Origin of the sequence: Desulfovibrio sp., assembly GCF_047607245.1 — a bacterium.
Lineage (GTDB): Bacteria > Desulfobacterota > Desulfovibrionia > Desulfovibrionales > Desulfovibrionaceae > Desulfovibrio.
Map to the genome: position 1 here is coordinate 1 of NZ_JASGDK010000097.1, position 14,046 is coordinate 14,046.

Consider the following 14,046-nt stretch of genomic DNA (forward strand, 5'->3'; position numbering starts at 1 on the left):
AAAGCCCGAACCCAAGAAAGAAGCCGCCATGCCTGACATGGGCGGTATGGGTGGCATGGGCGGCATGGGCGGCATGTACTAAGCCAGCCCCCAGCTTCTAGCTTATAGAGTGATAAGGCCCCCGCTATGCGGGGGCCTTTTTGCAATAGAGGGACTCACATGATCCGTTACGGCTTTGCCTGCAAAACCATCGGCTTGCCAGGGGCCGTCCAGACCAGCCTTACCTTGGCGCGCACCAGCCATGACAACTTGATGACCGCAAGCCGAACAAACTTGCTCGCGTTGAAAGCAATGCTGCGTTATTGCCAGCAACAGTCGCTGTCTCTCATGCGCATCAGCTCTGATACTATTCCACTGGCTTCGCACGAGGCAGTACATTTTGACTGGCAGGCGGAACTGAAGCCCGAGCTTGCAGAGCTGGCCGATCTCGTGCGCCAAAGCGGCGTACGCCTTTCTATGCACCCAGGCCAGTACACTGTGCTCAATTCGCCTCACAGCGACGTAGTTCGCCGTGCTGTGGCCGATCTTGCTTTTCATGCAGAATTTCTGGACGCCATACAAACCGGGCTTGACTCGCGCATTGTGCTACACCTTGGGGGTGGCTACGGTGATAAAAAGGCATCACTGGAGAGGCTGCGCGCAAGCCTTGCCGCTCTGCCCTCGTTTATCCGGCAAAGGTTGGCACTGGAAAACGACGAGCGCATCTATACCGTTGAAGATGCATTAAGCCTGTATGGTGAATTCGAGTTGCCAGTCATTTTTGACGTTTTTCATCATGAATTGAATCCCCCGGACCACGGCGACATGCTGTATTGGCTCGATCAGGCCAAACTGACTTGGAACACACGTAGCGGCGGGCAAAAAATCCATTATTCGCAGCAACTGGCAGACGGCAGACCGGGTATGCACTCGCAGACCATCAGCATGAAGCCGTTCATGCAGTTTCATGCTCTGCTCGGTGCGCGTGATCTTGATGTTATGCTGGAAGTCAAGGACAAGAACCTTTCGGCCATCAAATGCGCCAATTTGACATGGCCCGACCTTCCCAGGCGTAACCTCACAGAGGAATGGGCGCGCTACAAATACTATGTACTGGAACGCTCGCCTCAGGGCTATGCGGCCATCCGCCAGATGCTCAAGAGCGACAGCCCTTCAGCCGAAGAGTTTTATGCAATTATCGAGAATGCTTACGCCTGCGATCTCGAACCGGGCAAAGCCAAAAATGCGGCAGAACATGTGTGGGGTTACGTAAGTAAGGCGACTCCTCCCAAAGAGGCAGCCCGCATGCATAAAGACCTTGAAGAGCTTGGCTCAAGCCTTGCCCCTCTGGCCCGTATAAAGCGCCGCATACTTTCTTTGGCAGAAGCCCAGGGGCATGACTATCTTGTGAACAGTCTTTATTTTTATCTATAGTCATTGCTATAGGTAAATGCCAGCACGATTTTTCTACGCGCTCTGGCTGCATAACCGCATCAGACATGAGACATATGAGGATTAATGACTTCAATTGATGCCGTGGTTTATAAAATCACTGCAATCCGTATACGCAGCAACATGATTCATACCAGCCCACCCCAATAATATTTGCAGACAAAAGAGCCCGGAACCAATGGTTCCGGGCTCTCTCTTACATCTATTGAACTTCAGGCTTGCTAGTCTTTCAGCAGACGGGCTGCCTCAAGAGCTTTGGCCTGTTCTTCGAAGTTCTGGAAGCCAGCGTGATGCAGGGAATCCAACACAGTGTCGTCCCAGTTCCAGGTGGCATAGATCACAGGCTTGTGGAAGGTAGAACGGAAGCCCTGCAGTTCAGCACGGTAGAAGTCTTCCTTGGGAGTATCGAGGTGCTCGCGGAACTGTTCGTGCCGACGCTGCAATTCTCCTTCATACCATTCCTGAATATCCTGCGGGTTCTTGTACTTCTTGAGAATATGACCGTATCCGGCCTTTTCCATAAGCCCCGCAAGACGCTGGTGATGCTGCTGACCAAGCCATTTGCCAAGATCCGAAGTGGGGATCTTTTCGGCTTCAACAGCAGCGATGTCGAACACTGTCTGGTAGTACGTGTCAGGCACCACCGAGGCGGACGTAATGCCCGCGATGGCCACCAAGCCGCGCAAAATCAAGCTGTTTGACACGCCCTGACCACAGAAGCCTACCTTCTTGCCGTACTTGAGCCCGGTGAAGATACTCACCAGTATGGCCCAGACAACAGCGGGATCTTCTTCGTCATAAATGTGCGCAAGGCGCGCGTTATCGCGGTCAGTAGCAAGCACCATCTGGGTCATGTCGTTGGAGCCGATGGAGAAACCATCAAACTCTGAAATGAACTGCTTGGCCAAAATGGCGTTGGAGGGCAGTTCAGACATGAGGATGATCTTGAGGCCGTCCTGGCCGCTCTTGAGCTTGTGCACCTGCTCAAGGTAGCTGCGCATGGAGCGGGCTTCTTCCAGAGTACGTACAAAGGGCAGCATCATACGCAGGTTGCAGCCGCCGTACACGCCCCGGGCCAGCTTGAACGCCTCAATTTCCCAGTCATGAATATTACGGGAAACACCACGATACCCAAGCATGGGATTGTCTTCGAAATGTTCGAAGAGGTTACCGCCAAGCAGGTTGCGGTATTCGTTACTCTTGAAGTCAGTTGTGCGGTAAGTGATGGGCTTGCCGTAGAAGGCCATAGCAAAAAGTGCCAGGTTTTGGGCAAGGGTTTGCACATAGTGCTCTTTGCCGGTACGGAAGCCGCGCGCCTTGATTATGCTGCGGATCTTTTCCGGCAGGTTGCGCACGTCGTCCATTTCCTTTTTCAGACCAGAGCGCAGGCCCACTTCTTCGCGCAGGTGAGCTATATTTGCCATAAGGCGCGTTACGCCCGGAAAATCTTCAATACGCTTCACATGGGCTTCGACACTGGCCTCGATTTCGGCAATGCGCTTGCCAGACTCGGGGTCGTTGCTGTTTTGCAGGGCAAGTTCATCGTCATAGCCCATAATGATGCGAACATGATCAGCCAGATCGGGAGAAGTTTTAAGAACTTCAATACGACGTGAGGCCATTTCCATGTGCTGGTCAATTTTGTGTTCCAGCTCACGCATCTTGCGATGCTGCAGCAGCACGTCTTCAGCTGTAAGATTATTGCCACTATCGGCCAGAGCGCCCAGCTCAGCAGCAAGGCCCGTGATTTCGCCAACGTGTTCACGCAGGTTGAGATTAAAAACAATAAGCCCGGCGGACATCTGCTCGCGCAACACCTTGGAAAGGCGGTCTTCCAGCTCCTTCAACTTGGCATGCACCACACCTTCAAGCTCACCCTTGTCAAAGGCTTCCAGAGCTTGAGGATGAATGCTGATATTGCCCAGCATGAACTCAGCCCGCAAAAGGCCCACTTCAAACTGGTCAAAATTGCGCAGGCGGGAAAGAAAGAGCGCCTGACCAACGTCGGCAAGCACAAGGCCAACCTTGGTCTTGGTGGCGGGCAGCTTGGCCACGTCCATTTCGCCGCCCACTTCGTGCAGGGGCAAAAGGCCGCGATATACACGCCCACGCGTGCCGTCAACCGTGATCTCGGCGCCATCAAGAGCGCGCAGCACGTCCAGACGCTGAATGCCAATAACGGCGGCAATGCCCAGTTCGCGCGAGGTAATGGCCGCGTGGCTCGTGTCGCCGCCAACGTCAGCCATAATGGCAGACGCCACACGCATACCCGGCACCATGTCCGGGTCAGTGCGTTCGGCAGCAAGCACATCGCCCTTGGAGATCTTGTTCAGTTCCAGAGCCGAGCGCAAGAAACGCACAGTGCCCTGCCCTGCTCCGCGTGAAGCTCCGTTGCCTTCAACCAGCACTTCAGCTTCTGCCGCAGCCTTGGGATCAACCTCACGGCGGCGCATGAAGATGGTGGTGGGGTGCAGCTCCAGATCTTCGTTCCAGCGGGTTTCGGGCCGTGCCTGCACGAACCAGAGCTTGTCGTTGGCGTCAATGCAGAACTCCGTATCCATGATCATGCCGTCGTAAGCCTTGCTTACGGCACGCACGCCCATAGCCACGCGCTCGGCCTGACTGAGCGAAAGCGCCCAGCGCAGAGCCTCAAGCTCGGGAACTTCCACTTCCTTGGTGCCGCCTCTTTCGTCATAAACGATCTTCATGTCCTTGCAGCCCATCTGACGGATGACGACTTCGCCGCCATCGTCGCGCTGGAAGACATAAAGCTTGTCGGGCGTAACCTTGCCGCCCACTACAGCCTCACCAAGGCCGTAGCTGGCGTCAATGCTCACCAGATCCCGGCGGCTGGTGCCGCGGCAACCGGTGGCAGTATCGGCAGAAAATGCCGTGCCGGAAATAACGGGATTGATCATCTGCATCATGCACACAGAAAGGGAGGTGTGCTCGATGGCCCATTCTTTTTTGGCTGTTTCGGCAATGGATTCGTCACCTGTTTCTTCAGCCTTGGCCAGCGCGTCCAGAATGGCCTCACGGCGATAGGTCATGGAGCGCAGGTTATAGGCTGATGCACAGTCCCAGTGGTAGGCTTCGACAACCCTGTCTTCGCCCACCATGTTCAGGTAGGTATCCTGAAGACCAGCAAAAGCTTTTTTGCGGGAGTCTTCGCCAGCTGCGGAAGAGCGCACCGCTACCGGGGTCATGTCGTCCGTGTTGTCCTGACAGATTTCCCGATAAGCCGCACGCACGGCCTCGTCAACTTCGGCAGGAACTTCAACGGAAAGAATGGCGGCCTGCACGATGACAGAACGCTTGCGCAGCTGGTCAATGCCCTCAGGAGAAGTGGCAAAGCCTTCAACTATATTGTTGATAAAGGTACGCAGCTTTGTGTGCGACTGCTCGCCTTCGGCCTTGGCAGCCTGATTGATCTGCTTGCCGAGCTGGCGAACGAACTTTTGCAGAAAGTCCGGGTCCTGGTTAATTTCGGGGTCGTTCCAGTCAATGCGTCCGTATTCACGGTCCACAACACTGCGCACCACACGCCCGTTCACCTTGGTTTCGTCAAGAAGCTGGTGAAAGGCCAGAGAAGAAATGGCGCGAAAATAAGGCGCCTGAATACCTTCAATCTGGCTGATTAACGCCGTGTTATAGTTTTTACCACCAACAAGCAATTCCGCTTCGGGTCCAAGCTGCACAATGTCGGCGCCAGTAAGCACCAGTTTTTTCTGAATGGCTTCAGGGGTATTCCCCCTTGCTTTATTCTGCGCAGGTTTGGCGGCGGTACTCTTACCCATGTCTTCCTCCGGTTTGGGAAACAGAAGCATTGCAACCTAGGAAATTGTATATCGGCATCAGAAAACTGTCTACAAATTACCGCACAGCGGGAGGCTATTTGGCTTTTTGCAGCAACTTTACTGATGAGCCGGCCCCTCAAGATTGCCGGCATTAGCGGATTTGGCTTCCGGAAGACAGTCTTCCGGAAGCCAAAAGGCGTCAATGTCGCGGGGTCTAGCTGACCCGGGAACCACAATAAGGGCAGAAGGTGATGTTTTCCATCGGAATGGGCTGACCGCAGGCTTCATTGGAGCACACGCGGGGCACAGGGCCGAGTTCCACGATGAGCTCGCCTTCACGCACAGAAACCATCTGTTTGCTTTCTTTGAAGTCTGCGGTTTTCAGCACCCGTTTGACCATACCGTCCACAGGAGCAAGCACGGCCTTTTCCTGCTTCATGATGGACACGTTGAACAGTTCTTCCCCAGCCTTGACCACATCGCCGGGGTGAACATACATGACCCACAGGTCGCCGTTGCTGGGCGCAGCCACATGATACTGGTTGGCCGGATCGGCCATAAGAGCACCCTTGGCAGCAGTGCCAACGGGTTGGCGCACCTGTACTTCACAGCTCATGAATTCAGAGTCCAGCACATAACGGCAGATGGATATGCCAGCCTCATTGGGCGTTGATATGCTCAACAACTGCAGGTGATGCGGTTTGCCGCTGCTGTCGTTGAAATACAGGTCCTGGCCCGCTTTCAGCCCCTCAAACCACACGTGCAAGGGCAAGTTATTGGGGTCGCCAAATTTTGCCTTGAACTGAATGGTTTTGAGGGCGTCTGCCGGGTGGTTGAGGTAGAGCACAAACTCTTCTTCATTTGGCTTGCGCTTGAGAATATCGGCGCAGGCCTTTTCTTCCGCAGCCAGATTCACGTCAACCAGTGATTCCAGAGGCGAAGTTTCGGTCCGGCTGGCAATGGCGTTCTTCCACTCTGCTCCGAAGGCGCTCATGTATACCCAGTCAGCAGGAAAGCCCAAAGGCAGCTTGCCGAACTTGCCGAGCAAAAGGTTGCGGAAAGCATCGTTGCAGTCGCGGTAGATGTTCAGGCGTGCCTTGCGCATTTCCTGCGACAGCTCTTCTTCGGGGGTGCGCGTCACTTCGGCGAGCACCTGAAGCAGATAGCGCACTTCATCTTCGCCGCCACGCTTCCAGGCTCCTGTAACAGCAAGGAAAGCCGTGTTCCAGGTGATCTGGGAACCGGGGGTCACGTCATGATAGCGCACAATCTGACGCGTACTTTCGAGGAACTTGAGCATATAGGGCAACAGGTGAATATAGCCCTGCTTCATGGCCCCTTCCTGCGAAGAAGAGGTGGCTCCGCCGGGCATGCCGTGCAGGGTGACATCGTAGTCTATGCCCTGGAAATACGGCGCGCAGTAGCGGTCATAGTACGGCATGATCTGCTTGCACACGAAGTTGGCGTCGCGAATGGCCCCCTTGTCAAGATGACACTTGAGGCCAAGCTCGTCTTCAATGTAGGCCATAGTGGCCAACACATCACCCTGACCGTACGAACGCACGGCTGATCCCAGACCCACATCTATGATGTGTGTTCCGGCCTTGGCGGCTGCGCCGCAGGCGGGCACAAACAGTCCGTCTGTGTAATGGCGGTGATAGTGCAGCACCAGTTCAGGCCAGGCTTTGCGAATAGCCGTCACCAGCTCTGTCATGAAGCGCGGGGGGCATACCCCGGCCATATCTTTAAGGCCCAGTATGATGTGACGCGAAGCTCCTTTGGGATCCACGCCCATAACGCTGCCCACCATGCGCAGCATGGCTTCCGTGACGCCAAGGTAATGCTGCACGTCAAAGCCCTTGGTCCAGGACATGGATATGGCAGGCTGGAAGATGACGTCATTACGGTTAAGAACCACTTCGGCCATAGGACGCATGTTTTCAACATGGTTCAGGAAGTCAAAGCAGCGGATGATCTGGTAGTGGTCGCAGATCATTTCCCCGGTCTTGAGCATAAGATTACGGGGTTGGGGCGTGTAACCAAGCACGTTGGTAGAACGCACCAAGAGCTGCTTCATGGTCTTGGGGGCAAAGCGGTTCCATTCCTTCGCTTCAGTGAAGGGATAGGTCATGTTGGCAAGCATGGCCACATGGAAATGCGCGCCGCCGCCATTTTCTATGGAGAAGTACCCCACGTTGTCCAGATACGGGCCAATGAGTCTGTCTTCCGCAAGGCGGAAACGGTTGCCCGAGTTGGACTGGGTGAAGTCGCGCGGCGTGGTGTCGGTAAAATGCACCTGCCCGGAGTCACGAATGTAATCCAGCGTCGCCAGGCGGTCGCCCTGCGGATAGGGCGAAGGCTGTTTGCGCTGCGCCGAAGTTATGGCGGGCAACACAGGCTCGAAGGGGCCAAGACATGGCGTGGTATCCGAGCGGTATTCGCCAAGCTGCACATAAGGGTTATAGCCCTTGGCGGAAACTTCGGCCACGAGTTTGGACAGGCGCTCTCCCTCGGGAGCAAGGTCTGTATAGACCATAAGCTCCGGATGATTGGCGATAAAGTTGGTGTTGATGTTGCCCTGGCGGAACAGAGGGTTTTTTATGAGCTGGCGGTAGAAAGGAATGGTGGTCTTGATACCGCCGATCACATATTCGCTGAGCGCACGCTCCATAATGCCCAGGGTCTTTTCCCAGTCATGCGCATAGGAAATGAGCAGGGCTCCCGCAGAGTCATAGTTGGCAGGAAACTCGTAACCCGCACTGATGTTGGAGTCCAGGCGCACACCGGGGCCACCGGGAGAAACATAGCGCGAAATCAGGCCAGAATTGGGGGCGAAGTTGTCCTGCGGGTTTTCGCAGTTGATACGCACCTGCATGGCGCAATACGAGGGACGCAGATTTTCTTCGCGGTAACGCAGTTCCGCGCCAAAGGCCACGGCAATCTGCTCTTCCACAAGGTCTATGCCATAGCGGCATTCCGTAATGCCGTGCTCCACCTGAAGGCGCGTATTGACCTCAATGAGGTACGGGGTCCCGTCAGGCGTGACCAGAAATTCCACCGTAGCCAGGCTGTGGTAGCCCACAGCGCGCACCAGGCGGCGGGAATAATCCTTGAGGCGTTCACGCAGATTGCGTGAAAGGCCAGACCAGGGTGAAGGAGTGATTTCAATGAGTTTCTGATGGTTGCGCTGCACCGTGCAATCGCGCTCATCAAAAGCAAAGACATTGCCGTACATGTCGGCAATAACCTGAATTTCAATGTGGCGCACATCGGCAAGAAACTTTTCCACAAACAGGCGCGGATTGCCAAAGGAAGCCTGAGCCATAGTGGAAGCCTTGAAAAAGGCGTCTTCCAGCTCTGCTTCATTATGGATGGCAAAAATGCCCCGTCCGCCACCGCCGCCTTCAGCCTTGAGCATGATGGGCAGCCCCATCTCGCTGATGAGCTTTTTGGCCGTGGGCACGTCAACAGCGCCGTCAGAACCGGGAACCACGGGAATTCCAAGCTTGCGGGCAACTTCGCGCGCCTGCACCTTGTTTCCAAGCAGGTTCATAGCCTCGGCGGTGGCGCCGATAAAGGTAATGCCCGCTTCTTTGCAACGTGCGGGAAAGCGCGTGTCTTCGGAGGCAAATCCCCAGCCGGGGTGGATGCCTACAACGCCACGCTGTTTCGCCTTGGCAATAACACCGTCAATGTCCAGATATGCACGAGGTTCTGCACCTAGCAGGACCAACTCCTGAGCGGTGGATGCCGCCGGAGCGGTTTTATCCACATCGGTGGCAGTCATGGCTGCCACCGCGTCAAACCGTTCCCTGATGGAACGGCAGATGCGCCGGCCCGGGATACCCCGGTTGGCGACAAGTATTACCTTACCCCTCAAAAAATCCTGCACTTCCGAGAATGTCTTGTTGGCCATGCCTTTTAACCCTTTACTGCTGCTCTGCCGGTACGCAGAAGGCTCCCGCTGAAAAATTCCTCAAGCCGTCCGTTTTGGTTAAGACAAAGGCCGCCTGCCGGACCTAAGCCCGTCAGCCAGCCGCGCACAATGCGCCCATCGTCGCGCAGCTCCACATCTTTTCCACGCCATAGCAAAAGACCGTCGGCGTGTTTTTTCCACTGCCCGGAAAATGAGTGGCAGTGAATATATGCCGAATGCATGCGTATTACAAGCTGTTGCCATAAGGCTTCTGCTGTAGGAATATATCGCCCCTCCCCAGCTTTGAGCAGATCGCGCAAGCAAGTTGCCTCCATTGCCGCGCCAGCCCGCAAAACCTCTATTGGCGGGGAAAAATCCACATTAATCCCAATACCCGCCAGCAATATGCCGCCGCGCTCTTCAAGCAGAATGCCAGCCAGCTTTCTATGCTGCCCTTCTTCATCTTCAATCACAATGTCATTGGGCCACTTGAGCTGTACAGGCCACCCCAGCACCCGCAAAGCTTCTGCCAGCAGGTAAGCTGTAGCCGGGGCAGCTGCGGACCCGTCAAAGGGCGGAGTCATAGGCAGCCTTATGGCCACGTAAATATTACCAGGAGGTGAATACCAGTTGCGGCGCAGCTGGCCGCGCCCGGCAGTCTGGGCAGCGCACTGCACGCTGTCCCACGGGGCCAGCATGTCGCGAGCGGCCATGTGCATGGCAGTATCAAGACATGAAGAAACATGGCCGAAACGCCAAACAACAGGGCTGGAAGAATGCGATATTGATGAAGGGCAAGCGCTTCCCTCATCTGGGTGGCTGTGGCATACTGTGAACATGGAACTTTACCTCGTTGGCGGCGCGGTGCGCGATATGCTGCTGGGCCGCACGCCCACGGAACTGGATTTCGCCTTTGCTGGCGAGCTGGAAGATTTTTTATCCCTTCACCCGGATGCCCGGCGCGTAGGCAGGAGTGTTCACGTTTGCCTCTGGCATGGGCGGGAATGCATGCCGCTACGTGGAGACGGACCACAAGAAGACCTTATGGCGCGCGACCTAACGGTTAACGCCCTGGCGCTGGACAAAGCCGGAAAGCTGTATATGCATCCGCAGGCTGTCAACGACCTGCAACAACGAATCCTGCGCCCAGCTTCCCCCACATCTTTTGCCGACGACCCCACGCGGATCTTCCGTCTGGCACGATTCGCCGCCTGTTGGCCTGACTGGCGCATTGACAAAAGCGCCTTTGAACAGATGCGCACCCTTTCCTATGCGGAACGCGCCGCCCTGCCTGCTGAACGTGTTGGGCGCGAAGTTCTCAAGGCTTTGGCTGCCCCGGCGCCTGGCCGGTTCTTTCGCGTGCTGGCACAAGGTCAAAGCCTGGCTCCCTGGTTCGCCGAGTTGGAAGAAGCAGACAGAATTCCGGCTGGCCCGCGGCAATGGCATAGCAATTCGGTATTGGGGCACAGCCTGCGCATTATGGATCTGGTGGCCGAAGATCCTTTGGCGGTCTGGATGGCCTTATGCCACGACCTGGGAAAAATTTTAACAGATTCTGCTCTGCTGCCCCACCACTACGGCCATGAAAAAGGTGGTATAGCCCTGAGTCTGGAACTGGCCCGCCGCCTTCGCCTGTCGGCCCGTTTTGCCAAAGCAGGAGTGCTTGCGGCCTCGGAGCATATGAAGGGCGGCATGTATATGACCCTTCGCCCCGGAACCCGGCGCGACCTTCTCTGGCGGGTACACGCAGCAGGCTTTGATCAGGCTTTCTGGCGGCTGGTTGATGCAGACAGCGGCAGCCCCATCAGTTCAGCAGCCCTGGCACATCTGGCTGTACTTCTTGATATACGCCTGCCCAAGGACTGGCACAACAAGGGTGAAGCTTCAGCCCAAAAACTACGTGAGCTGCACTGTCAGGCTTTGGCAAGACAATAGCTGGCTTTACGCTTCTTCATTGCACAGTGCGGCCCAGGCTGCATCCATGAACTGTTCGCAAAGATCATCCATAACCGGGCTGTGGTCCAACCCGCACAAATGGCCCATGCCGTGAGCCAAAAGGCGAATGGCGTGTTCTGACGGATCTTGCCCATACAAGAGACATTCACGCTGTAGCGTATCCAATGAGAGCAGCAATACGCCGGGGGCGTCAGTTCCACCAGGAAAAGAAAGAATGTTGGTCGGTCCGGCACAATCGAGATGCCGGGCGTTGGCCTTTGCAACTGCGGCGTCATCCAGCAGAAAAAGCTCCACCGCTATCGGTGTGTGAAAACCGCAACCATTACAATCCGTGGGCACATCAAGCATTGCGCCAAGCGCGGCACGCATCTGTCGCCAGTGCAAGGGAGCCAAAGCTCCCCCCTGTGGGTAATGACGAAAAACAGTAACCCGCCTCTCACTATTACCGCAGGGTCGAGACGGTGAAGGCGATATCACTGTGCGCCATCACCCGAAGATTTTTGCTGTGTGCCTTGCTTGACCTGACCCCCTTGCCCCTCAGCCCCGTTCAAAGAGCCAGAGTTACCGGCAATGCCCGGTTGCCCAGTGGCTTCTTTGCCGGAAATCGTGCGCTCTGCGGTTCCGTTTGCCATTTTACCTGTAATCGCCACATCTTTTGTTGCGGATTGAGCAGCCGCAGGTGCAACCGGGGCAGCCGGCTGCACGGCAGTGGCAGAGGTTTTGGCTTCTCCAGCCTTGGCTTCCCCCTTTACTTCCTGCCGGGCGTTGCCTTTGGCGTCCACCTTGGCTTCGGGCTTGACATCGGGCTTGCTCACGACCTTGGCCACATCACGAATTTTGGCGTCAGGATAAGCAATACGCTGATGGAAAATACCCGTAAGAATACGCTGGAAATTTTCACTGAGATAATGCAGGTCTTTGAACGTCAACTCAGACTCGTCCAACTGCCCTTCAGAAAAAATTCCTTTGATAATAGCGTCAATATGGCTCTTGATTCGCGCCGGGGTTGGTTCAGCAAGCGTTCGGCTTGAAGCTTCAACCGAGTCAGCCAGCATAAGAATGGCGGCTTCTTTGGTCTGAGGACGCGGCCCCACATAGCTGTAGTCAGATTCTCTGGGCTTTTCGCCCATATCAATGGCTTTCTGGTAGAAAAAGCGAATGAGACGCGTGCCGTGGTGCTGTCCGATAATATCCGCAATATCCTGTCCCAGCTTATAGCGCTCTGCCAGCTCTGTGCCTTTTTTGACATGGGACAGAAGAATCAGCGCGCTCATGGACGGCGCAAGCTTGTCGTGCTTGTTGGGCCCGCCAAACTGATTTTCGATAAAATACTCTGGGTAGGACAGCTTGCCGACGTCATGATACAGGGCCGCCACCTTGCACAGCAGGCTGTTGGCTCCGATGGCTTTGGCTCCGGCCTCCACCATGTTGGATACCACCAGCGAATGATGGTAAGTGCCGGGCACAGTAACCATAAGCTCCTGCATCAGGGGCTGTTCAAGACTCATGAGCTCCATCAGCCGGAAGCGTGTGCTGTAGCCGAAGCTCAACTCCAGCACGGGGCTGACCGCAAAAAGCAAAATGAGCGAAAGCAGGCTGTTGATAGCCACAGCTGCAAGCTGCATAGGAAGTTCGCCAGGAGCAGTTTGCGACAATAGCGCAGTGCCAAACCATATAAGCACCTGCCCTATGGTCAGCGGAACAATACTCCACACCACATCCTGACGGCTTTGGGCATTGGTAACAAGCCATGTGGCCAGCATGCCGCCAAGGAACTGGTACAGGAAGAAATAAAAATCTTCCTGAAACATGAGCATGACGAAAAATGACAGCAGTAGCCCCATAGTGCAGTAGCGCCGGGCCGCAAAGATCATTGCCACCAGCCCCACGGCTCCTGCTACAGGAAAGCCCAGGCTCAGTGTATTAAGAAAGGTCACGCTGTCCATGCGCAAGCCCAGCACATAGACTATTTTGGCCCCCACGCTGAAAAGCATGAGCAGCAGCGATATGAGCAGCATATCCTTGCAACGCAAGGGGGTACCGGGCTTCCCGCTGGGAGCGACGAAAAAGCCCACACTCAAGAGCAGGGAGCAAATAAAGGCTCCCATTGCCGCAGCCCAATGCATGGGGTCTGAGGAAGATTTATAAAGAGTTTGCAGCTTTATCTGCTGTTCACGGCTTACCCGCTCGCCTTTACGCAGAAGCAGTTCGCCCTTGAGAATCTGATAGTATACCGGTTCCACCATGCTCATAACGGCATTGCCGCGTCTTTGCGTGGCTTCGCGGTTAAGCGTGAGCGAGGCAGGCACGGTTGCAGAAAGTAGAATATTAATAGCCCGGCGCGACTGTGGATTCAAAGTGGGAACCTGTCGCACAAGAGAGGACACTTCCGCCAGAAACGATTGTAGGTCAGGCAGATTAGTCACTTCTGGGCGCAAGATTTCCGTATTGTTGTCCAGATTGCGTATGATAACGCCGCTGCGCCCTACTCTGGCCGAGCGAATGTCACCCACCAGTCCTTCGGCCATATGTTCGCGAATACTGGGCAGCAAGGTTTTCAGAAGGTAGGCCTGCACCTCAGGGTGCGCCAGCTCAGGCAGCACTTCATCAGCCACAGGAGGCGTCAATTCGTCGGCGAGCCTTTGCAGGGGGCCTTCCTGCAGTTTGTAATCCACCCCGTTGTTCAGGCTGCGCAGGATTTCCACAATACGGCTCTGAAAGGCCGCATATGGTTCCAGACTCAGATCATACACCGGAGGCTGCAAAAGCAGCACCTGCTTGCGCCGTGCCTTGGTAGCCTGGGTGTCTTCCACCAGAATGTCGCGGTCGGCAATAACGTCCGAATCCGCAACCTGCCCGGCCACATATATTCGCGGCACTACCTCAAAATTGGCCCCAGCCAGCAGCGACAGGGCAAAAAAAGTAATAATGAGGGCAGTAAGCCCC

At 55.5% G+C, this 14,046-nt stretch carries 7 protein-coding genes; 2 read left to right on the plus strand and 5 right to left on the minus strand.

Annotated features, from left to right (window positions below; genetic code table 11):
• Positions 1 to 159: 159 nt before the first annotated feature.
• Entirely contained in the window at positions 160 to 1,413 is a 1,254-nt protein-coding gene (uvsE, locus tag QM579_RS07885; RefSeq protein ID WP_414998619.1) for a UV DNA damage repair endonuclease UvsE, read from the plus strand.
• A 239-nt stretch (positions 1,414 to 1,652) separates the two neighbouring features.
• Here the strand turns inward: uvsE and QM579_RS07890 are convergent, their stop codons facing one another.
• The 3 genes from QM579_RS07890 to QM579_RS07900 all read right to left on the minus strand — a co-directional run bounded on the left by QM579_RS07890 (position 1,653) and on the right by QM579_RS07900 (position 9,863).
• A complete protein-coding gene (locus QM579_RS07890) occupies positions 1,653 to 5,228 on the minus strand; it encodes a PEP/pyruvate-binding domain-containing protein (RefSeq protein WP_414998620.1) in 3,576 nt (1,191 codons plus the stop codon).
• Between the two features lie 214 nt (positions 5,229 to 5,442).
• A complete protein-coding gene (locus QM579_RS07895; RefSeq protein ID WP_414998621.1) occupies positions 5,443 to 9,144 on the minus strand; it encodes a pyruvate carboxylase in 3,702 nt (1,233 codons plus the stop codon).
• 5 nt (positions 9,145 to 9,149) lie between these two features.
• Complete coding sequence (locus QM579_RS07900) at positions 9,150 to 9,863, minus strand: biotin--[acetyl-CoA-carboxylase] ligase (protein ID WP_414998622.1); 714 nt, start codon at positions 9,861 to 9,863, stop codon at positions 9,150 to 9,152.
• Between QM579_RS07900 and QM579_RS07905 the strand changes: the two genes are divergently transcribed.
• Entirely contained in the window at positions 9,862 to 11,079 is a 1,218-nt protein-coding gene (locus QM579_RS07905; protein ID WP_414998623.1) for a polynucleotide adenylyltransferase, read from the plus strand. The two genes, QM579_RS07900 and QM579_RS07905, sit on opposite strands and share 2 nt — an antisense overlap.
• Positions 11,080 to 11,085: 6 nt before the next feature.
• On the opposite strand, the gene ybeY is transcribed toward QM579_RS07905, so the two are convergent.
• Together ybeY and QM579_RS07915 are read right to left on the minus strand one after the other, a co-directional pair.
• Positions 11,086 to 11,493 (minus strand): rRNA maturation RNase YbeY, encoded by a 408-nt coding sequence (ybeY, locus tag QM579_RS07910; protein WP_414998624.1) that lies wholly within the window; start codon positions 11,491 to 11,493, stop codon positions 11,086 to 11,088.
• A gap of 80 nt (positions 11,494 to 11,573) precedes the next feature.
• The coding region (locus QM579_RS07915) for an HD family phosphohydrolase (protein ID WP_414998625.1) at positions 11,574 to 14,046 on the minus strand (2,473 nt) is incomplete at its 5' end.

Coding starts and splice junctions, on each gene's coding strand:
- QM579_RS07900 (WP_414998622.1), bottom strand. CDS start 9,863: ATGCACATGGCCGCTCGCGACATGCTGGCCCCGTGGGACAGCGTGCAG.
- QM579_RS07895 (WP_414998621.1), bottom strand. CDS start 9,144: ATGGCCAACAAGACATTCTCGGAAGTGCAGGATTTTTTGAGGGGTAAG.
- QM579_RS07890 (WP_414998620.1), bottom strand. CDS start 5,228: ATGGGTAAGAGTACCGCCGCCAAACCTGCGCAGAATAAAGCAAGGGGG.
- QM579_RS07905 (WP_414998623.1), top strand. CDS start 9,862: ATGGCAGTATCAAGACATGAAGAAACATGGCCGAAACGCCAAACAACA.
- uvsE (WP_414998619.1), top strand. CDS start 160: ATGATCCGTTACGGCTTTGCCTGCAAAACCATCGGCTTGCCAGGGGCC.